This is a genomic window from Paenibacillus sp. FSL P4-0338 (assembly GCF_038002365.1).
In the GTDB taxonomy this organism is placed as follows: Bacteria; Bacillota; Bacilli; order Paenibacillales; family Paenibacillaceae; genus Paenibacillus_AQ.
Genome location: NZ_JBBOCG010000001.1, coordinates 2,117,269 through 2,137,599 on the forward strand (window position 1 = coordinate 2,117,269; position 20,331 = coordinate 2,137,599).

17 protein-coding genes are annotated in these 20,331 nt (G+C 53.4%); 9 read left to right on the forward strand and 8 right to left on the reverse strand.

Annotated elements, in window-relative coordinates:
• Positions 1-15 precede the first annotated feature (15 nt).
• Genes kduI through kduD form a run of 3 tightly spaced genes read left to right on the forward strand, consistent with a single transcriptional unit; the run spans position 16 to position 2,433 of the window.
• Positions 16-849 carry a 5-dehydro-4-deoxy-D-glucuronate isomerase gene (gene kduI / locus MKZ07_RS09255; protein WP_036699154.1) on the forward strand — a complete coding sequence of 278 codons (834 nt, stop codon included), beginning with the start codon at positions 16-18 and terminating at the stop codon, positions 847-849.
• 34 nt (positions 850-883) lie between these two features.
• Positions 884-1,639, forward strand: a complete 756-nt coding sequence (locus MKZ07_RS09260) for a DeoR/GlpR family DNA-binding transcription regulator (RefSeq protein WP_036699156.1) — start codon at positions 884-886, stop codon at positions 1,637-1,639.
• Positions 1,640-1,677: 38 nt separating this feature from the next.
• A complete protein-coding gene (kduD, locus tag MKZ07_RS09265) occupies positions 1,678-2,433 on the forward strand; it encodes a 2-dehydro-3-deoxy-D-gluconate 5-dehydrogenase KduD (RefSeq protein ID WP_036699159.1) in 756 nt (251 codons plus the stop codon).
• Positions 2,434-2,537: 104 nt separating this feature from the next.
• Here the strand turns inward: kduD and MKZ07_RS09270 are convergent, their stop codons facing one another.
• Positions 2,538-3,962 carry a hypothetical protein gene (locus tag MKZ07_RS09270; protein ID WP_341025601.1) on the reverse strand — a complete coding sequence of 475 codons (1,425 nt, stop codon included), beginning with the start codon at positions 3,960-3,962 and terminating at the stop codon, positions 2,538-2,540.
• Entirely contained in the window at positions 3,959-4,708 is a 750-nt protein-coding gene (locus MKZ07_RS09275) for an ABC transporter ATP-binding protein (protein WP_341025602.1), read from the reverse strand. Before MKZ07_RS09275 ends, MKZ07_RS09270 begins: the two co-directional genes overlap by 4 nt.
• A 167-nt stretch (positions 4,709-4,875) precedes the next feature.
• Between MKZ07_RS09275 and MKZ07_RS09280 the strand changes: the two genes are divergently transcribed.
• From MKZ07_RS09280 to MKZ07_RS09290, 3 genes are read left to right on the forward strand one after another with little or no spacing between them, the layout of a single operon-like run.
• Positions 4,876-5,097 carry a helix-turn-helix transcriptional regulator gene (locus MKZ07_RS09280; RefSeq protein ID WP_036699162.1) on the forward strand — a complete coding sequence of 74 codons (222 nt, stop codon included), beginning with the start codon at positions 4,876-4,878 and terminating at the stop codon, positions 5,095-5,097.
• On the forward strand, positions 5,084-5,536 hold the full coding sequence (locus tag MKZ07_RS09285; protein WP_036699165.1) for a hypothetical protein: 453 nt from the start codon (positions 5,084-5,086) through the stop codon (positions 5,534-5,536). The genes MKZ07_RS09280 and MKZ07_RS09285 overlap by 14 nt, the downstream gene beginning before the upstream one ends.
• A gap of 26 nt (positions 5,537-5,562) precedes the next feature.
• Complete coding sequence (locus MKZ07_RS09290) at positions 5,563-6,198, forward strand: NUDIX hydrolase (protein ID WP_036699168.1); 636 nt, start codon at positions 5,563-5,565, stop codon at positions 6,196-6,198.
• Between the two features lie 106 nt (positions 6,199-6,304).
• Here the strand turns inward: MKZ07_RS09290 and MKZ07_RS09295 are convergent, their stop codons facing one another.
• Entirely contained in the window at positions 6,305-8,383 is a 2,079-nt protein-coding gene (locus MKZ07_RS09295; RefSeq protein WP_341025605.1) for a beta-galactosidase, read from the reverse strand.
• Positions 8,384-8,573: 190 nt separating this feature from the next.
• Here MKZ07_RS09295 and MKZ07_RS09300 point away from each other — a divergent pair, with 190 nt between their 5' ends.
• Positions 8,574-9,446, forward strand: coding sequence for an AraC family transcriptional regulator (locus MKZ07_RS09300; RefSeq protein ID WP_063829056.1), 873 nt, complete (start codon positions 8,574-8,576; stop codon positions 9,444-9,446).
• Between the two features lie 74 nt (positions 9,447-9,520).
• Here MKZ07_RS09300 and MKZ07_RS09305 read toward each other — a convergent pair whose 3' ends face one another.
• Positions 9,521-11,260 (reverse strand): ABC transporter ATP-binding protein, encoded by a 1,740-nt coding sequence (locus MKZ07_RS09305; RefSeq protein ID WP_341025606.1) that lies wholly within the window; start codon positions 11,258-11,260, stop codon positions 9,521-9,523.
• Positions 11,257-12,996, reverse strand: coding sequence for an ABC transporter ATP-binding protein (locus tag MKZ07_RS09310; protein WP_341025607.1), 1,740 nt, complete (start codon positions 12,994-12,996; stop codon positions 11,257-11,259). The genes MKZ07_RS09305 and MKZ07_RS09310 overlap by 4 nt, the downstream gene beginning before the upstream one ends.
• A gap of 161 nt (positions 12,997-13,157) precedes the next feature.
• On the opposite strand from MKZ07_RS09310, the gene MKZ07_RS09315 reads away from it, so the two are divergent.
• Positions 13,158-14,027 carry a LysR family transcriptional regulator gene (locus MKZ07_RS09315; RefSeq protein ID WP_036699173.1) on the forward strand — a complete coding sequence of 290 codons (870 nt, stop codon included), beginning with the start codon at positions 13,158-13,160 and terminating at the stop codon, positions 14,025-14,027.
• A gap of 183 nt (positions 14,028-14,210) precedes the next feature.
• Here the strand turns inward: MKZ07_RS09315 and htpG are convergent, their stop codons facing one another.
• Positions 14,211-16,094, reverse strand: coding sequence for a molecular chaperone HtpG (htpG, locus tag MKZ07_RS09320; protein ID WP_036699175.1), 1,884 nt, complete (start codon positions 16,092-16,094; stop codon positions 14,211-14,213).
• Between the two features lie 223 nt (positions 16,095-16,317).
• Here htpG and MKZ07_RS09325 point away from each other — a divergent pair, with 223 nt between their 5' ends.
• Positions 16,318-16,776 carry an AraC family transcriptional regulator gene (locus MKZ07_RS09325; protein WP_341025608.1) on the forward strand — a complete coding sequence of 153 codons (459 nt, stop codon included), beginning with the start codon at positions 16,318-16,320 and terminating at the stop codon, positions 16,774-16,776.
• Between the two features lie 469 nt (positions 16,777-17,245).
• Here MKZ07_RS09325 and MKZ07_RS09330 read toward each other — a convergent pair whose 3' ends face one another.
• Together MKZ07_RS09330 and MKZ07_RS09335 are read right to left on the reverse strand one after the other, a co-directional pair.
• A complete protein-coding gene (locus MKZ07_RS09330; RefSeq protein WP_341025609.1) occupies positions 17,246-18,634 on the reverse strand; it encodes an MBL fold metallo-hydrolase in 1,389 nt (462 codons plus the stop codon).
• Positions 18,631-20,316, reverse strand: a complete 1,686-nt coding sequence (locus MKZ07_RS09335) for an ABC transporter permease (protein ID WP_341025611.1) — start codon at positions 20,314-20,316, stop codon at positions 18,631-18,633. Before MKZ07_RS09335 ends, MKZ07_RS09330 begins: the two co-directional genes overlap by 4 nt.
• Positions 20,317-20,331: the final 15 nt, after the last annotated feature.

The following is a 20,331-nucleotide window of genomic DNA, read 5'->3' on the forward strand; positions in this document are numbered from 1 at the left end:
GAGACTGAATATTCGATGGAAAGACGTTTTGCATCACATCCGAATGAAGTGAAGCAGTTTGACACTGAGCGCCTGCGCAAGGAATTCCATATTCCGGTTATCTTTGCACCAGACGAGCTGAAGCTTGTCCTGACTCATGAAGACCGCATGATCGTTGGCGGAGCGAATCCGGTGAACGGCGAGGTGGCTCTGACTACGGACCTCAAGGAACTTGGCGTAACTTACTTCCTGGAACGCCGCGAGCTGGGGATCATCAATGTCGGCGGACCAGGTTCGGTTGTTGTGGACGGAACTGAATATGAGGTCGATTTCAAGGAATGCCTGTATGTGGGCCAAGGCTCGAAGGATGTTATTTTCAAGAGTGCGGACAGCGCAAAACCGGCAAAATTCTATCTGAATTCCGCTCCGGCTCACCAGTCCTACCCGACTACGAAAACTACGCTGGCTGAATCCGAATCCGGGGCTATGGGCGGTCTGGAGAATTCCAACGAACGGACGATTCACCGCTTCATCCACACGAACGGCGTGCAGAGCGCACAGCTTGTAATGGGGATGACTCAGCTGAAGCCGGGCAGCATGTGGAACACCATGCCATCTCACACGCATCCGCGCCGGATGGAAGCCTACTTCTATTTCGATCTGCCGGATGATTCTATCGTCTTCCACCTGATGGGCGAACCGACCGAGACCCGCCACATTGTAATGCACAATGAACAGGCTGTCATCTCGCCAAGCTGGTCCATTCACAGCGGTGTGGGCACGCATAACTATACCTTCATCTGGAGCATGGCCGGAGACAATAAGCGGTATGATGATATGGACCCCGTAGGGATGAAAGAATTACAATAGAAGCAAATCAACTACGGAAAGATGAGGCAGGCGGATGAACCCGATACGGCGGCACGAGATGATTATGGAAGTTATGCTGAACCAGAAGGATGTAACCGTGAATGAATTGAGCGACAAGCTCCAGGTTACCGGCAAAACGATCCGCGAGGATTTAAGCAAGCTGGAGGAACAGGGACTGATTATGCGCGTCCACGGCGGCGCCGTGCTGGCACAGAGCGATCAGTTCGGCATTCTGCCCCTGCGCAATCCGCTGGATAAATACGCCGAGGAGAAGACGGAGATTGCCCGGTGTGCGCTGGCGCATATCGCTCCAGATGACATCATTGCCTTGGACGGCGGAAGCACAACGCTTGAGATTGCCCGGCGGCTTACGAATATTCCCCTTACGGTCATTACCAATGATGTCTACATCATCAGTGAGCTGGTTTCCAGAGATAACATCCGGCTGGTCGTTCCCGGCGGTTACCGTGTCCGCAATATGCTGGCCGGTCCTGAAGCCGTGTCCTATGTACAGAAGCTTAATATTCAAAAAGCCTTTCTCTCGGCCACAGCCGTTCATATTGAACACGGCCTGTCCATATACACCGGCGACTTCATCGATTTCAAACAGGCCTTAGTCTCCACGGCCCGCCAGGTGTTCGCCGCATGCGATCATCACAAGTTCGGTCAGACCGCGCTTCGCACCTTCGCTTCCCTGCAGGAGGTCGATGTGCTGCTGACAGACAGCGGGCTTGCCCCGGAGACTGCCGGGCTGTTCCGCAAGGCTGGCGTCAACATTGAATGCGGGTAATTATATAATTCAACTAGCTCAAAGGAGAGATTAATCATATGTCATCTTTATTCAGCTTGGCAGGTAAAACAGCAATCGTAACAGGCGCAGCGCAAGGGCTTGGACAAGGCATTGCCATCGCCTTCGCAGAAGCCGGTGCAGACGTAGTCTCCGTATCTCTTAATTCCAGTGACGAGACTGTAGCAGCCTGTGAAGCTTTTGGCGTCAAAGCACTGAGCATCGCCACTGACCTCAGCGACCATTCCAAGCTTCAAGGCATGTTCGACGAAGCCGTTGCCTTCACCGGCAAAGTGGATATCCTCGTCAACTGTGCAGGCATGATCCGCCGCACTCCGGCCAAGGACCATAGTGAGAAGGACTGGTTCGATGTCATTAACCTCAACCAGAACACGGTCTTCCTGCTGTCGCAGATTGTCGGACGTCACTTCCTGGAACGGGGAAGCGGCAAAATCATCAACATCGCCTCCATGCTCTCCTACCAGGGCGGCATCAACGTGCCGGGCTACACAGCAAGTAAGCATGCCGTAGCCGGTCTGACCAAAGCCTTCGCCAATGAATGGGCAGGCTCGGGCCTTAACATCAACGCGATTGCTCCAGGCTACATGGCTACTGAGAACACCGCTCCAATCCGTGCGGACCAGAGCCGCTCCGACTCCATCCTTGACCGTATTCCAGCCGGACGCTGGGGAACTGCCGAAGATGTGAAGGGCCCTGCCGTATTCCTGGCCTCTGCCGCTTCCGACTACCTGAACGGCCACATTCTCAATGTGGACGGCGGCTGGTTGGCTAGATAAGGAACGACAAGTGGAAACGGGTGCCGACCTTACAGGAACGGCACCTATACAACGAACCCCCGGTTGCTTCTTAATGAAGCATGGCCGGGGGTTTTGTATGTTCCTTATAGTCTGCTCATGAGCTGAGGCCGGGTTATGTTGTCCGAAATTCTTTTGAGACAGAATAGATTACCAATTACGAGAACTGCGAGATAGATCATGGACCCCATTAGCATGTTCGGAGCCAAGTAGATGATCGCTAATACCGGGAACACAAACAGAACCGACAGAAGGCTTGTCGCATACAAGCCCTGACGCGGAGTTCTGAGCCGCAGAGAAAGAATAGCTGCTATGAACATCATGGCGATGGATGAGAGCAGACCAACGGGAAACAGCAGGATAAGCTGGGCAGCCGTATAGCCTTGGATGGAGACAAGATCAGGCTTGATCAGCGCTGCAATAGTTACGCCTGCTAACGTCAGCAGGGATGAGACGGTCAGCATGACCGACGTTACCAGCACTGGAATCATACATTTGGCCAGAAAGACCGGCCGGATCTGCAGAGGTGTAGACAATAAGGCTTCCCCTGTCTTATATACTTTTTCCCCGCCTATGGAGTACGCTATTAAGTTGGTCGGTACTCTCAGTATTATTAGCACGGTTAGCAGAACGGCATAGTTGAGGTCAAGCGTTCCCGTATAATACAGCAGCAGACACATCATAGCAACGGGCGAGAAGCACAGAAATCCAAAGCTCAGGAGCATCCTTTTCAAGGACATTAACACCTTCCACTCCAATCTCAACACTATGCCAAACTGAGATCTCGGGAGAGCTAATGATATACGCTGCTGATGTGCGCTCTCCGGCTTCTGGATGGTTATGGGCTGGAAGAAATCCGGCTGCTTCATCCTCCGGATCTTCGCTGCGAACATCGATATAACCCCAAGGTAAATCAATGTACAGATACAACTTGTGATCAGCGCCGACAACAAATCCGCGGTTTCTATAACCGACAGACAGACGACAAACAGAAAGCTCAGAGGATAAGCCATTATCGACACCCGCTGGTTGGCAGCCCGCAAATCTCCTGATGTGGAGGAAACATACACCCCGCCCATGCATATTGCACTATAATTCAATGCAGCTACAACCATGATGCACATCCATTGCCAAAGAATCAACGCCGCTCCGCCGCCGGCAAGATAGCTCGTTAACGCAGAGCAGAGAACGGTTATAGTGAAGTAGCCCAGCGCAAATAAGAAGCAGAACTCAAACTTCCTCCAGAGCATGCTTTTCCCATGGATGGGACTGGACAGGAGTGTCTCCAAAGTGCGGTGCTCCCGTTCTCCCGCAATGCTGCCGGATAACATGGGTATTAGTAAGACTGCCGTAAGTAATGCTGCGGCAGTTAAGGAGACTTCTACCCCGTGCATGAACAGTGGAAGGATTATACCGGTAATGCCTATGGACAGGCCGTAAAAGAAGAGCATCCCTTTGTCACTTACAAACTCTGCGCACTGAATACGAAAAACGGGATAGGATCTGTTCATCGGCCTCCCCCCTGCTCCATATCCATGTACAGCTTCTCAAGACTGAATTGCCCGTTGTCCATGTAATGCTTGCTGTCTTGGAGCGCTGAGATGGAATCGGTAAAAATATTCCGCCCGTGCCGCAGAATCGTGATTCTATCGCACAGCTTCTGGACCTCTTCCAGATGATGCGTGGTCATAATGATGGTGGTCCCCTCTTCCTTCGCCAGCCGCAATAACATCTTCCTTAGATCGGCTGTGCTAACAGGATCCAGCCCATTCGTAGGCTCATCCAGGATCAGAAGGCGCGGTTTATGCAGTATGGCCCGGATCAGGGCAACCTTTTTCTTCATGCCGGTAGACAAGCCCTTAATCATCGTTCGTTTCTTGTCATGCAGTTCAAATGTCCGCAGCAGCTCGTCAATACGGCGACTGGATTCTACACGGCTCATACCATAAATATCAGCGTAATACATCAGGTTATCCCAGACGCTCAAAGACTCGTACAACCCTGTATCTTCAGATAAAACACCGCACAGCCCGCGCACACTATCCCCCTCCTGTATAGGATTCTTCCCAAAAACAATGACCTCCCCGTCGTCCGGCTCCAGCAGACCAAGCAGCAGGCGAAGCGTTGTGGTCTTTCCCGCTCCATTGTGCCCAAGCAGTGCGTAGACCTCGCCCTCCGCGATACTCAGATCCAGGCCGTTTACGGCAGCGACATCGCCAAAGGACTTTCTGACCCCTGCGAACCGTATATTCTCCATGCTCCCCGCACCATCCTTTAGGTTATCTTATGTATAGCTTACTGCACATATTTAGTGTAGTCAACTACACATAAATGGTATAGTGAACTTGACTAAGCCCGTAACCGTGCAACATAATAACAGAGTTGAGGTGCAGATAACATTACTTCAGGGGAGGTGGCTGATTATTGAAGACAAGAATACGCGAGCTGCGAAAAGAGCGGCGGATTTCCCAAGAGGAATTGGCTAAGGCACTGCGTGTCACACGGCACACCATCACTTCAATCGAGAATGAAAAGTACATCGCCTCCCTCCCGCTTGCCTATAAAATTTCAAAATTTTTCGGTTTGCCGATCGAGGATATTTTTGATTTTTCAGATGTGGAGGATATCGACTATGAAGTCTTTTGAACAGGAGCTGCGGCGGCGGATCGTTATCAATTCCTTCTACGCGGTAAGTATGGGGATAACCGTTATTGTGGCGTTTATACTCAAAGCATTCGTGTGGGGCAGGCTCGACGCGCTGGACAGCTGGGATATAGGGATTCTCGCCGGTTTATTGTCCGGTTCGTGGATTTCTGCCGCTCTCCGTATTGCCAGACTCCGCAAGGCGCTCAAAAACCCTGAAATACTAGAAGCGTTACATATTGCCGCGCAAGATGAACGAAACCGGATGATCGCCTTAAAAACGGGCAGGGCTGCTATACGTCTTTTCTTTCTTTTATTGTCTCTTTCTGCTGTCGCCGCCTCTTTGATTAACCAAACTGTGTTCTTAACGATTGCCGTTACGTTGATTACACTTCTGTCGTTGTACCTTCTGCTATCGGCATACTACTCCCGGAAAATTTAACTTACCGGACATTGGAGGCGAACTGTATGAACGAAGAATTATTAGCTACATTTGATGAACAAGGGAACCGGACGGGGACGGCTCCCCGGGACGAGGTGCACCGCCAAGGCCTCTGGCATGAGACCTTCCACTGCTGGTTTGTCCGTAAAGCTGACAGCGGGCTGAGAATCTGCCTCCAGCTGCGCAGTCAGCAAAAGAAAGATTATGCCGGGCTGCTAGACATCACCGCTGCCGGACATCTGCTGGCAGAGGAGACGGCCTTGGACGGTATCCGCGAGGTCCAGGAGGAACTGGGGCTTGCGATAGCTTTTGACGAGTTGCAGCCGCTGGGGGTCATCCCCTACCAGATGGATTCTGCCGGATTCATGGACCGTGAACGGGCACATGTATATGTCTATGAGAACCGCTATGCGCTCAGTGCATTCACCCCACAGCTGGAAGAGGTGGCAGGCATCGTAGAGGCCCGCTTCGCTGATTTCCGCAGCTTCATCTCGGGAGCAGACAGCAAACTTCAAGTACAGGGCTTCCAGATTAACGGGAACGGTGAACGAACGGGCATCGATGAGCTGGTGGACTTCACGCGCTTTGTCCCGCATGAGCATGAATATTTTAGGCGGGTGATTGAGGGGATTGAGCGGTTGTACGGTCCAGCCACAACCTAAGTCATACTTAAAAAGGCAGAACCCGTCGATGGGGTTCTGCCTTCTTCTGTAACTCAATGTAACTTTGCCGATACATGTACTATATTACGCGATTAAGCCGCTTCACTTATGCCTTAGCCGCTTCACGCTTCAGAATTGCCAGTCCGTTCACTGCCAGCTTCAGCTCGGCCGGAGCGGCTGCGCCGGACTCTACATCGGTGTAGGCTTGTCCGTCCAGCGCCACTACTTGCTCGGTGCCGCTGAAATTCTGCACGAAGACATAGTCATGCTCGCCATCGGAACGCAGCTGTGCGGTTACTCCGGTCGGAAGCTCAGTGTTCAGGGTGCGGCTGATCCGCTCTTTTCCGGTAATTGCGGCGTACAGGTCTACATAGAACTGCGCGTCCTTCACACGTGTTGCCAGATGATAAGCCTTACCTGCTCCCAGCTTGTTCACTGTGAGTGCAGGACGTCCGGCGTAGAAGTCGCTGCGGTAATGACCCAGCGCCTCAGCGCCTTCCAGATGAATCAGCTCGGCAATCTCATGCGCATCGTATTCCCCGCTCAGCTTCAAGCTATTGCCGGGGTCAAGCACCAGACCGTTCAGGTCGCGGCTATGCAGCCCTTCTGTCTCTTCGGCCCAAATGCCCAGCGTTCTGCGCAGCGGTCCAGGGAAGCCGCCCAGGTGACACAGATCGGTCTCGCCGACCACTCCCGACCAATAAGTGGCCAGGAAGGTTCCACCCTGCTCTACGTACTTCTCAATCCGCTTCCCGTTCTCTTCGCTGATCAGGTACAGCATCGGAGCAATTACCAGCTTATAGCCGGACAGGTCATCGCCTGAGCCTACCACATCTACCGGAATTCCCAGCTCCCACAGTCCCCGGTAATGCTGAAGCACCGTCTCTTCATATTTCAGGCCGGAATTGCGGATCCCTTGAGCATCCTTCACCGCCCAGCGGTTGTCCCAGTCGAACAGAATGGCTGTCTCAGCAGGGGTTGTAGTACCTACAACTTCCTCCAGTCCTGCCAGGGTACGGCCCACCTCAGCTACATCCTTGAAGACACGGGTCTCCGTATGTCCGCTATGGTCGATCACCGCGCCGTGGAACTTCTCGCTGGAGCCGCGGCTTTTACGCCACTGGAAGTACTGTACAGAATCAGAACCATGCGCAACGGCCTGGAGTGAGGACAGCTTGTGCATCCCAGGACGCTTCAGCTTGCTGACAATCTGCCAGTTCGTGAGGGAAGGCGTGCTTTCCATGAGCAGGAACGGCTTCTTTTTGAAGCTGCGGTACATATCATGGTGCATCGCTGTCCAAGCGGCCAAGCGGGCGTCATCATCGTCTTCGGTATATCCCCAGTCCGGGTAAGCATCCCACGATACCACATCAAGAATCTTAGCCATATTGCGGTAGTCCACGCCGTCAATCATATGCATATTGGTAGTTACCGGCAGATCAGGGTTGAAGCCGCGCACGGCGTCAATCTCATGCTGGCAGAAGTTTATCGTCTGATCACTTACGAACCGGCGCCAGTCCAGGTTAAGTCCGTGAACCTGTGTCTCACCATGCGGAGCAGGGGACTCAATCTGTTCCCAGGAAGTATACGTATGGCTCCAGAAGGTAGCCCACCAAGCGTGGTTCACCTCATCCAGATCATTGTTGTACTTCGCCTTGAGCCAGTCTCTGAAGGCATCCTGACAATAATTACAGTGACATTCGCCGCCGAATTCATTAGAGATATGCCAGCCGATCACTGCCGGATGATGCGCGTAACGCTCAGCCAGCTTGGAGTTGATCAGCGCTGTCTTTTCACGGTAGACCGGTGAAGTGAAGCAGTGATTATGACGGACGCCGTGCAGGTTGCGAACCCGGTTCCGTTCCACCCGCAGCACTTCAGGATACTTCTCGGACATCCATGCCGGACGCGCACCGCTCGGAGTCGCCAGGAAGGCGTAAATTCCGTTCTCTGCAAAACGGTCCAGGAGCTGATCCATCCACTCAAAGTTAAATACCCCTTCTTCGCGCTCCAGGGATACCCAGGAGAAAATTCCTACAGACATGACATTACAGCCTGCCAGCTTCATCATGCGGATATCTTCTTCAAGCACCCCCGGATATTTCAGCCATTGCTCGGGATTATAGTCGGCACCGTGAAGCATTACAGGAGCCTTGCTGCTGATTGCAGGAACTTTGCTGCTCATATGATTTCATCCTCTCGTTTATGTGTGGTAGTAGATGTCAGGATGGGACTTTTCACTGATACAATTTCTTCAGTAGCGCTTTCCCTCTTGCTTGTATCGATTTACACTATTTATAATAAAGGATAATCTGTAGTCAATGGTAGGATAATAATAGCGTTTGAATAGCACAAAATGAATATGAGGTGTTCGTATGCTCCCCTTCTCTCTGATTGAAATGCCGCGTGACCTGAGTGCTTTTCCCCTCTATCCGTATTCTGTCGGCCGTCATATCCAGTATCACCATGTGCGTCCTGCCGGATTCCCGGTGCATCAGATTTTTCTGATCCGCAGCGGCAGCGGGCGGTTCCGTGATCTGGAGGACGGCACCGAAACGGTGCTGCAGCCGGGGATGGCCTATGCATTTCCGCCCGACCGCGGACATGAATATTATCCGTTATCCCACGAACCGTGGCATGTCGGCTTCATCGGGTTCCACGGCAGCCAGTCTGCCTCCGTTCTGGAGGGTCTCGGCCTGCTGCCTTCGGCCCCGTTCCGCCCCGAGCGGTTCGAGGAATGCTGGGACATGCTCGGCGGGATCTGGCACACGGTGAACGGGAACAGCTCGGCGCGTCAGGAGGAACAGCCGATGCAGGAGTTATCGGTGACGCTGTACCGGCTGCTGCTGATGCTGCGCAAAAGTGAAGTCTCCACAGGTGCAGCGACCCGGCTGCAGAACGAAAACGTCCGCAACGATGCACTGAACAAAGCAGTCAGCCTGATCAACGAGCATTTCACCGAGCCGCTGCTGATCACCAATCTGGCGGCGGCTGTCGGTTATTCCGTCCAGCATTTCCAGCGTCTGTTCCTGCAGGAATACGGCGTCACTCCGCATAAATATCTGCAGAACCTGCGGCTGCAGCGCGCCATGCAGATGCTGACCGAGGACCCGGAGCGTCCCGTGCAGGATATCGCCCTCAACCTCGGCATGGAGACCAATTACTTCATCCGGGTCTTCCGGAAGGCCCATGGAGTGACTCCCGGGGTGATGCGCAGCAGGCTGCATCCGGGCAAGGATCAACTTTAAGCTTGCTGGGCAAAAAAATAGCTGCGGCACACTTCCGGAGAAGTTATGCCTCAGCTAAATAAATTAGAGTATTCCTACACCGCCGTAAACTGGCTATTGTATAAGCGGGCGTAGTAGCCTCCGCTCCCCAGCAGCTCATCATGCGTTCCGCTCTCCACGATATCCCCATCCTTCATGAACAGGATGAGATCCGCCTCGCGGATCGTGGACAGCCGGTGGGCAATCACGAAGCTGGTCCGGCCGGTGATCATTGCCAGGAAGGCCTTCTGTATCCGCGCCTCTGTCAGCGTATCAATGCTGCTGGTCGCCTCGTCCAGAATGAGCATCGGCGGATCAACCAGCATGACGCGGGCAATGGTGAGCAGCTGCTTCTGGCCCTGGGAGAGATTATCTCCCGAGGTGCTGATCTTGGTGTCATAGCCTTCAGGCAGGCGCTTGATGAAGCTGTGCGCATTCGCAGCCTTAGCAGCCGCAATCACCTCCGCTTCGGAAGCCTCCGGCTTGCCATAAGCAATATTGTCGCGGATGGAAGCCCCGTACAGCCAGGTCTCCTGAAGCACCATTCCGAAATTGCGCCGCAGACTGTCACGGGTGATGGAGGTAATATCTACTCCGTCAATTCGAATCGTTCCGCTGTCAACCTCATAGAAACGCATCAGAAGGTTAACCAGAGTGGTCTTGCCCGCCCCGGTCCGGCCGACGATCGCCACGCGTGTGCCCGGCTTCACCTCCAGACTGAAGTCCTTGATTAGCGGACGCTCTGGTGTATAGGCGAAGCTTACCTTATCGAAGGTGATTGTTCCCCGGCTGTTCTCCATCACATAGGCATCCGGCTGATCCGGGGCTTCCTGCGGGAGATCCAGAATGGTGAAGATCCGCTGCGCCGAAGCAGTGGCTGACTGCAGCTGTGTGATCACACCGGTTATCTCATTGAACGGCTTCGCGAACAGACTGGAGTAGATCAGGAAGCTGGAAAGATCCCCTACGGAGAACAGGTCTCCGATAACAAGCACACTCCCGATCATCGCAATCAGCGAGAAGGTGATATTATTGACCAGCCGCGTGGTCGGGTTCGAGAGCGAGCCATAGAACTGCGATTTCGTCCCTGTCTTGTACAGCTCATTATTACGCTCCGCAAAACCTGCAAAGGAACGGTCCTCGTAATGATAAGCCTGCACCACCTTCTGCCCGCCGACGATTTCCTCAACATAGCCGTTCAGCCCCCCGAGAATCTTGGCCTGCTCACGGAACAGCTGCTGGGAGCGCATCGTAATGAAGCGGGCAACGAAGAAGGTTGCCGGAGCAGACAGCAGCACCACCAGTGTCATTATAGGGCTGATATAGAGCATCAGCCCTATAGCTCCGGCAATGGTTACGATCCCAGTCAGGAGCGTGGAGAAGCCCTGGAGCAGACCGTCAGAGACGGCATCCATGTCATTCACGAACCGGCTGATGCTGTCGCCCTGGGGATGGTTATCATGGAATTTCAGGGGCAGGGCGTCCAGCTTGTCAAACAGCTCGCGGCGCAGGTCATAGACCGTGCGGAACGCCAGCTTATTCGTATAATAAGTGAGCAGCCAGCCGAAGAAGCTGCCGACCAGATACACACTGCCCAGAATCAGCAGCAGGCGCAGAATCTCCGGGAACTCCACCCGGTCCGGCCCGATCATGTGGTCAATGGCACGGCCAATCAGGAGCGGCCCGATCAGGCTGGCAACCACGCTCAGGATGGCGCAGAAGATAGCTCCATACGTTATTTTCCGGTACTCACGGGTATATTGAAACAAACGTTTCCAGGTCATTGTACTGGTCATTGTAGTGCCTCCTCGCTTGAGAGCTGTGACATGCAGATTTCCTGATAGACTGCGCAGCTCTCCAGCAGTTCCTCATGCGTACCAATTCCGGCAATCCGGCCTTCCTCGAAGACGATAATCTGACCGGCCTGCCTAACTGTGCTTACCCGCTGGGATACAAGCAGCACGGTCATATCTGTACTGTTCTTGCTTAGTGCACGGCGCAGTGCCGCATCCGTAGCGAAGTCCAGCGCACTGGAGGAATCATCCAGGATAAGGATCGGCGGACGTCCTACTACAGCCCGGGCAATGGTCAGCCGCTGCTTTTGTCCGCCGGACAGGTTATGCCCGCCGCGTACGACCAGCGTATCCAGCCCTTCAGGCAGCCGGGTGATGAACTCCTCAGCCTGGGCAACCTCTGCTGCGGCCATAATCTCATCCCGGGTAGCAGACGCCTTTCCCCAGCGGATATTCTCGGCAATCGTCCCGGTGAACAATACCGCCTTTTGCGGTACAATGCCGATTCTGCTGCGCAGCTGCTCCAGCCGGTAGTCCCGTACATTTACACCCTCGACTCTAATCTCCCCTTCTACAGCGTCATAAAAGCGCGGAATCAGATTTACGAAGGTGCTCTTACCTGAACCGGTACTGCCGATTAATCCTACCGTCTGCCCCTTGAGGATATCTACAGAGATATTTTCCAGGGCCTGCTCACCGGTCGTGTTATAGCCGAAAGAGACACTGCGGAAGGAAATCACCGGCGCTGCACCGTCCGGCTTCGCAGCAGGTGCATGAGCAGGCACTTCAGCAACCGAAGCTGTCATAGCCAGCACCTCATTGATGCGGCTGGCAGACGACGAGGCTTTGGTGAACAGAATGACCAGATTGGAGACTACGATCAGGGCCAGCAGGATCTGGGTTACATAGTTAATGAATGCAATAATCTCACCCTGCGACAGATTCCCAGCTTCAATGTGAATGCCGCCCACCCATAGAATGGCAATAATTGCCGCGTTCACTACCAGTGTCGTCATTGGTCCCAGCCAGGCGGATATCCGTCCGACACGGATGGCCGTCTGCGTCAGATCCTCAGAGGCTTCATTGAAGCGCTGCTTCTCGCGGCGGCTCTCTGCGAAGGCCCGGATCACCCGGATTCCTGAGAGATTCTCGCTGAGCACCAGCGACAGACGGTCCAGCTTCACCTGATATTTGCGGTACATTGGCGAGCTGCGGGTAATGATGAAGTACAGGATCACTCCAAATACCGGTGTCGCTGCAATCAGGATCAGTGATAGACGGAAATCCAGGAACATCGCCATAATAATAGCACCGATACAGATGAACGGCGCACGGATGACCAGCCGGATCAGCATGGCTACTGCCACCTGCAGCTGGTTAACATCGTTAGTGATCCGATTAATCAGCGAAGGTGTGCCGATAACATCCAGCTCCGCATACGACAGCGAAGAGATATGCTTGAACATTTTGTTGCGCAGCGAGGTCCCGAACCCCTGTGAAGCCCGCGCCGCATAATATTGACATACCAGAGAGCAGCCGAAGCCCAGGATGGCCATTACCACCATCAGGGAGCCCATCTTGTAGACGTAGCTGCTATCCTGCTTGGCAATTCCGTTGTTGATGATCAGGGCAACAATGGTCGGCAAGAGCAGCTCAAGAATCGCCTCCAGCAGCTTGAAAATCGGCCCGATCGTCACTTCTTTTTTGTACGGTTTTAAGAAAACTGCAATTTTGCGCACATTCATCCTCACCTAACTTAGCGTAGTATGTAATCCCTCTTGAAAAAAACAAAAGACCCGTTATGATTATGTCATACCTGCTTACATATTGATAATATTGGTTTCGTATCAATCCCATATGGATAACGTATGTCATAACCCTTACAAATGGAGGCTCAACCATGGATATTCGCCAATTAAAGTATTTCCTGGCCATTGCCGAGGAAGGACAAATTACATCCGCAGCCAGGAAGCTGAGGATGGCCCAGCCGCCGCTCAGCCAGCAGCTGAAGCTACTGGAGGAGGAACTGGGGGTCAAGCTGGTGGAGCGCGGACCGCGCAGCATACAGCTGACAGATGCCGGAATCATTCTGCGTAACCGGGCCCAGCAGATCCTGGAGCTGACGGATTCCACCGCCCGGGAGATCAGTGACTATGCCAAAGGGCTGAAGGGCAGCCTTATCATTGGAACGGTCTCTTCTTCAGGTGCTACTCTGCTGCACGAGCCGCTCACAGCATTCCATAAGAGCTATTCGGGTGTAACCTTTGAAATTCACGAAGGCAATACGTTCATGATTATTGACCTGCTGAACAAGGGCATTGTTGAGGTGGGCATTGTCCGCACCCCGTTCAACACCAGTAATCTGGAATGCCTGTATTTCCATTCGGAGCCGATGATCGCGGTGATGACCGCTGATTATGACTGGGCCCCGAGCCAGAATGCTGCCCAGCTGGGCGAGCTGCAGGACAAACCGCTGATTATCTACCGCCGTTTCGAGCAGCTCATCCGCGAGACCTGTCTAGAGCACGGCTTTGAGCCACAGATCTTCTGTATGAACGATGATGCCCGCACCACGCTGCTATGGGCCAATGCGGGACTAGGGATCGGCATTGTGCCGAGGTCGGCGTTTGAGCTGGCTAATCACAGCAACCTGATCTACAAAGAAATCCTTTGCGAGACCCTGCGCACCCGGGTGGCCGCCGTATGGATGAAGGATAAGTATTTGTCGTCCATGGCGACCAAGTTCATCGAGACCTTCAAGTCACTATGAATACGCTCAGGCTCCTCCCTTCTGGAGGATGTCCATTATCTGCGCCAGTCATCCTGCCCTTGGATGCTTTCCATATATGCACTAAATACCCCCACAAACATTCAAAAAGACCCTGCGCCGGCCTAAGCCAGTCGCGGGGTCTTTTAATAAGCCAAGGTCAACTGACCGGCGGCAGCGCCGGTGTTAGACCATGATTTTACAAATATCGTTCGTGAACTGCACCGGATCATTAACCTGCAGACCTTCGATCAGGAGCGCCTGGTTGTACAAGAGGTTGGTGTACAGGCCCAGCTTCTCCTTATCGCCCTCGGCCGCCGCTTTAAGTGATTGGAAGACATCATGGTGAATGTTGATTTCCAGCACCTTGTCCGCTTGCACATCCTGGCCGCCGTTAGGCATAGCCTTGAGGATTTTCTCCATCTCGATCGTCAGCTCACCTTCGGTGGACAGGCAGACCGGATGGGATTTCAGCCGCTTGGAGGCTTTGACCGCCTTCACTTTGCCGGAGAGAATGCCCTGCATGGCTTCGAACAATCCCTTGTTCTCATTCTCTTCCTCTTCGGATGGCTTATCCTCGGCACTCTCTTCAATCCCTAAGTCACCGCTGGAGACATTTCTGAACTCCTTCTCCTTGTACGCCATGATCATCTTGATTGCGAATTCATCGATATCGTCGGTGAAGTAGAGAATCTCATAGCCCTTATCCAGCACCATTTCAGTCTGCGGCAGCTTCTCAATGCGCTCTACCGATTCACCCGAAGCGTAGTAGATATACTTCTGGTCTTCCGGCATTCTCTCTACATATTCAGCCAGCGTCACCAGCTTCTTCTCCTTGGAGGAGTGGAACATGAGGAGATCCTGCAGCGTTTCTTTTTCCATACCGTAGTCGTTATAGACCCCGAATTTCAGCTGTCTGCCAAAAGACTTATAGAACGTCTCATACTGCTCGCGCTCATCCTTCAGCAAGCTCAAGAGCTGGCTCTTAATCTTGCTCTTGATGTTCTTGGCGATCATTGTAAGCTGGCGGTCATGCTGCAGCATCTCACGGGAGATATTGAGCGACAGGTCCTCGGAATCGACCATCCCCTTGACGAAGCTGAAGTAATCCGGCAGCAGGTCGGCGCATTTGTTCATAATCAGCACGCCGTTGGAGTAGAGCTCCAGGCCTTTTTCATATTCCTTAGTGTAGTAGTCGAACGGAGTATTCTCCGGGATGAACAGAATCGCGTTGTAGACCACTGCGCCGTCAGCACTGATGTGGATATGCTTCAGCGGCTTGTCGAACCCGTAACGCTTCTCAGCATAGAAGTTGTTGTAATCTTCATCGGTCAGCTCTTTCTTGTTCTTGCGCCAGATCGGCACCATGCTGTTGACCGTCTGTTCTTCAATCGTATCGATGAATTCATTCTCAGCGCCCTCTTTGGGCTGTCTGCCGGTAATATCCATCTTGATCGGGAAGCGGATGAAGTCCGAATATTTCTTGATGACCGATTTCAGACGGTATTCTTCGAGGAATTCATCGTAGTTATCGTCTTCGGTGTTCTCTTTGATCTTCAGCGTAATTTCGGTACCGACCGTATCCTTCTCACAAGGCTCAATCGTATAGCCGTCCGCCCCCTGGGATTCCCATTTGAACGCCTGCTCGCTGCCCAGCGCCTTACTAATTACGGTCACATCGTCAGCCACCATGAATGCGGAATAGAATCCGACCCCGAATTGTCCGATAATGTTGTGTCCGTCTTTGGCTTCATTATCCTTCTTAAAAGCAAACGAGCCGCTGTTCGCGATAATCCCCAGATTGTTCTCCAGTTCTTCCTGTGTCATCCCGATGCCGGTATCGGCAATGGTTAACATGCGGCTTTCTTTGTCAGCGGTTACTTTAATGTAGTAGTCCTCTTTATTGAACACAAGATTATCATCGGCCAGTGCCTTGTAATAGATTTTATCGATGGCATCACTTGCATTTGAGATCAGTTCCCGCAGAAAAATCTCGCGCTGCGTATAAATGGAGTTAATCATCATTTCCAGCAGTCTTTTGGATTCAGCTTTAAACTCTTTTTTAGCCATGAATAAATAAATCTCCTTTCAAAAGTAACCTTCGGATTGCGGAGCATCGTTTAGCACTCCACTCACTTGAGTGCTAACACTCCCTTTTATATACCATATTCTCGTTTTTCATGTCAATATCTTGCTGCATATAATAGGCTGCCGAAAAATGATATGCATTCTATTTTAGTCCATGTTAGCATTCGAAATGTACTTCATTTGACCACAGAAAGGATCATGAACAATGATGAATCTTCAGCTCGAGAGCATTCCGGCAACACGCATAGCTTATGTACGGCGGACAGGTCCCTACGGACCCGGTAACGTCCAGGCGATGGAACAATTGAAGGAGTGGGCGCGGGAACAAGGCTTGCTTCAAGGCTCGGCGGTGCTGTTCGGTATTCCGCAGGACAACCCTGAGACCACCCCACCTGCGGAGTGCAGATATGATGCCTGCATCAGCCTGCCTGAGAATTCTCCAGCCGAGGCCTTAGTACCTTACGGCGAGCTTCCCGGCGGAGCCTACGCAGTGGTAACCATCCAGCATACGGCTGAGGCTGTACTACAAGCATGGGCCGAGATTCTCCCGGCGCTGTCACGCAGCGGCTATAAGCTTGATCCCGGACGGCCGGTTATAGAGAGATACACGGAAGTCATGGTCAGCAGGCATCTTTGTGAGTTGTGTTTTCCTGTGCTTGATTAAGAGCGCGAAGGCGCTTTGAAAAAGTGCTCCTCATCTCTAGCCAGTTCTGAAATTTTCTCTCACCGACCACTTGTATGAAGCAGTATTGTTGCACATTTTGCAGGACTTCACTAAAGAAGTTACTGGGTGTGGTACATTGTTGCATCACTTGCAGGAATTCCGGTGATGGGAGCAAGTTAGCGCCGGATTTGTTGCATTTTATGCAGGATTTCAGCAGCAGTCGCTTCTACCGGGCAGTATTGCTGCATTTCTTGCATGATTTCTCTACAATGTTACGGACTGCGGAGCATGGGGCGCGTTCCTCACTGCAGCAGCACCGATTGTATTCGGAATTCCGCATACATTGGGTCGATTACCTTCGTGTCTGCACATTGTGTTCGGTTTTCGCATACATTTGGCCTACGCGTCACCCCCAACAAAAAAGAGGCCATCTCTATAAGTGAAATTCCACTTATAAGACAGCCTCTTTTCATCCGTTATTTCCTTGGCCTTCCAAATCCAACTCTTCTCCAGGCGCCATAGAATGCAGCGTGCAGCCGGTCAGCTGTCCACCCTGGATCAAAGCTTCACGGAGCTTGTCGGTCTCCGGCTTCGCAGCATGAACCAGCACGGCGTGCCGGACGGGGAGGGACTTCAGCATACGCTGCACATCTTTCCGGCCCTGATGCACCTTGTAACGCAGCTTAAGCACCTCGCATACTCCATGCTGTCCGGGTTCATGCAGCAGCCTGTACCCGAAGGTTCCGGCGGCTACATGACCGGTGATCAGCACGGAATAGGTTGAATGGGACGCCCACCTCGCATAGTACCAACGCGACAAGGACGATTGCATCATGCCATCTGGTACGAACCACAGGGAAGGGCCGGAGCCTGACAGCAGCGCCTCCCGCTCCGCCTCACACTGCGGCATCGTCCAGCGGCGGGCGGCAAGAAAATCTGCTATGTTCTCCAGTGCGGAATACTCTCCCGTTCGCTCAGCGCTCCTAAGCCAGAACGGCGAGTCTGCCAGCCGCCTCATCCCCTCTATCAGCTTCTTCTCCACTACCATTGGCAGATCCGCATAAAGCTTGGCGGCCCACAGTATCATCTCCTGGCCGCGTCCGCCTGCCGGAACCGGGAGCAGTACCTTGCCTCCCCGTGCCGCAGTCCTGCGTATGGCCTGCTCCAGCTGCCTCTGCTTATCAGACTGGCTCTCCTCGTCCATGCCGTAGGCCGCATCGGCAACCGCCAGATCAAGACGCTGGCCCCGTGACCATGCCCTCAGTCTCTGCTCAAGGTCAGGGATGCCCCCGGCTGCCTGTATTGCTTCAGCCGGTGAATCAGCAGCAAGCAGCAGAGATTCCGCCGTATAGTCACCGGAATAGAAGATCGACTGCCCTTCCCCAGCGATCAGGAACCATACTGATCCCGCCAGATGCCCGCTTCGCCCCCACATGACCTGAACCCCGGGAACCAGTCCGAACCAGGACAGGCAGCTGCCCTCCTCCTCCAGATACCGGTAACGGATCGCTTGTTCATCTGCTTCAGTGTATGGCAGTTCATGCCCCTCACGGCTAATACTCGAACGCCAGGAGCGGAAATAGGCATCCAGTTGAGCCCTGGTTTCCCGCGTTGTCCATACCTCTCCCTTGTAACCCTGCGCATACAGCAGCGGTAGTGCTACCGAATGATCCTCATGGGCATGGGAGAGCAGTACCGCATCCAGCAGGGCTACCTGCCCGGGATCGATAAGGGGATATTGTCCGGCTCCGCCTTTTTTCACCCCGCAATCCAGCAGCAGACGGTAGCCGCCGCCACTCAGGAGGTAAGCAGAACGCCCGTGTTCACCGGCCCCGCCCCATATGGTCAGTTTCGTCATGATCCATTCCACTTTCTTCTGGAATTCAGCAGTTCAATACCGAGCAGCAGCAGCACCGTCAAGCCGACCGATACCACTGCCATTGCCATGCCAAGCGATACCTGCCCCTGCTCGAACTGGGCAAAAATATACGTAGCCGAGGTCTGCATCGAAGGCGGCAGAATCAACAGCGATCCGACCAGCTCCCTTACAGATATGGTGAAGGTCATCATCCAGCCTGCCAGCATACCGGGCATAATGAGCGGAAGCAGAATCCGCCATAAGATATAGAACGGGCCTGCTCCGCTAACCTGGGCCGCTTGAAACAGCAACCCGTTAATTTGCGAGAAGCTGGACTTCACATACTGCACCGTATAAGGAAGAAACAGCACCACATACGTTAGTACTACCATGCCGTAGGTGTTGTAGAGCGTGAAGGGCATCCATGGCGCATTCCAGAGCAGAATCAGCCCTACCACCATTACAATACCCGGAACCGTATTAGGCAAAAGACTCAGCAGATCAATGATCCGCTGCAGCCGGGTAGAAGACCTGCCGATGGCCAGAGCAAGGCCGGCTCCAAGTATGACAGCCACCGATGCTGCGGCAAGCGACAGCCCCAGACTGTTCCCAATTGCCTTCAGACTCACCGATCCCCAGGAGAGCAGCTCCCTGTAATGATCGAGCGTCAGGTTGTCCAGCGACAGCCCGGCACCGCGCAGCTTCATCAGCGAGGCGGCGATAATCGAGAAGTAAGGGATGCCTATGGATAATAGCAGTAGTGAAGCCAGATATAAGCCTGCGAGCCAGCCTGCGCCGCCGCGCAGCGAATACGTCTTGGAGCGCTGTCCCTTGCCGCCCACCAGACGGTAAGTGAACCGGCGGCTGACCGCCGACTGCATATACCAGATCACCAGACAGACCGACAGCAGCACGGATGCAAGCGACGTAGCCTTGCCGAAGTCAATCGGCCAGCTGGAAATGTATTTATGAATTTCCGAGGTCATGACATAATAGCCGATCTTGCGGCCGAAGGTAGCCGGTGTCCCGAACTCCGCAATCGTCTTAACGAAGACGAGCATCACCCCCATGCCATAGGCCGACAGCAGCAGCGGCATGATGATCCGCCGGAAGCGGTAGCCTGCCTTTGCCCCGTGCACCGCTCCCGCCTCCTCCAGATTGCCGCCTATACGAATAAGCGCATCCCTAAGCAGCAGATACAGGAACGGGAACAGATGCATGCTCATGATGAAGACCATCCCCCAGAAGCTGAAGAAAGAATCGCTTAACGCACCCGCACCCGGAAGCCACTGCTGAAGATAGCCGCCTTTTTGCATGAATAGAATCCAGCCCATGGAGCCGATATACGGCGGGGTCATGAACGGAATCAGCAGAATAACGTCAATCCAGCGGTACAGCCCCATACGGGTCTTAGCCATCATCCAGGCCAGCGGCATCGCAAGCAGCGTGGTTCCAGCTACTACACATATTCCCAGCCATACCGAATTCAGCAGCACCCCGGACAGACTCTGTCCGGTGATCGTACGGAGCAGGGCCATCCAGTCCAGGCTCTGATTCGGGGTGACGCTTTGCCAGAAGATGAGCAGGAGCGGAATGCCAATGCTGACCGCCAGCAAAAAGAAGGAGAGCAGCAAGCCCGCTCTCCGAAGTATCCGGTTACTGTCCATGGAGACTGGACTCATTGCTTTTCACCTCAA

Coding starts and splice junctions, on each gene's coding strand:
- kduI (WP_036699154.1), top strand. CDS start 16: ATGGAAAGACGTTTTGCATCACATCCGAATGAAGTGAAGCAGTTTGAC.
- MKZ07_RS09260 (WP_036699156.1), top strand. CDS start 884: ATGAACCCGATACGGCGGCACGAGATGATTATGGAAGTTATGCTGAAC.
- kduD (WP_036699159.1), top strand. CDS start 1,678: ATGTCATCTTTATTCAGCTTGGCAGGTAAAACAGCAATCGTAACAGGC.
- MKZ07_RS09270 (WP_341025601.1), bottom strand. CDS start 3,962: ATGAACAGATCCTATCCCGTTTTTCGTATTCAGTGCGCAGAGTTTGTA.
- MKZ07_RS09275 (WP_341025602.1), bottom strand. CDS start 4,708: ATGGAGAATATACGGTTCGCAGGGGTCAGAAAGTCCTTTGGCGATGTC.
- MKZ07_RS09285 (WP_036699165.1), top strand. CDS start 5,084: ATGAAGTCTTTTGAACAGGAGCTGCGGCGGCGGATCGTTATCAATTCC.
- MKZ07_RS09290 (WP_036699168.1), top strand. CDS start 5,563: ATGAACGAAGAATTATTAGCTACATTTGATGAACAAGGGAACCGGACG.
- MKZ07_RS09295 (WP_341025605.1), bottom strand. CDS start 8,383: ATGAGCAGCAAAGTTCCTGCAATCAGCAGCAAGGCTCCTGTAATGCTT.
- MKZ07_RS09300 (WP_063829056.1), top strand. CDS start 8,574: ATGCTCCCCTTCTCTCTGATTGAAATGCCGCGTGACCTGAGTGCTTTT.
- MKZ07_RS09305 (WP_341025606.1), bottom strand. CDS start 11,260: ATGACCAGTACAATGACCTGGAAACGTTTGTTTCAATATACCCGTGAG.
- MKZ07_RS09315 (WP_036699173.1), top strand. CDS start 13,158: ATGGATATTCGCCAATTAAAGTATTTCCTGGCCATTGCCGAGGAAGGA.
- htpG (WP_036699175.1), bottom strand. CDS start 16,094: ATGGCTAAAAAAGAGTTTAAAGCTGAATCCAAAAGACTGCTGGAAATG.
- MKZ07_RS09325 (WP_341025608.1), top strand. CDS start 16,318: ATGATGAATCTTCAGCTCGAGAGCATTCCGGCAACACGCATAGCTTAT.
- MKZ07_RS09330 (WP_341025609.1), bottom strand. CDS start 18,634: ATGACGAAACTGACCATATGGGGCGGGGCCGGTGAACACGGGCGTTCT.
- MKZ07_RS09335 (WP_341025611.1), bottom strand. CDS start 20,316: ATGAGTCCAGTCTCCATGGACAGTAACCGGATACTTCGGAGAGCGGGC.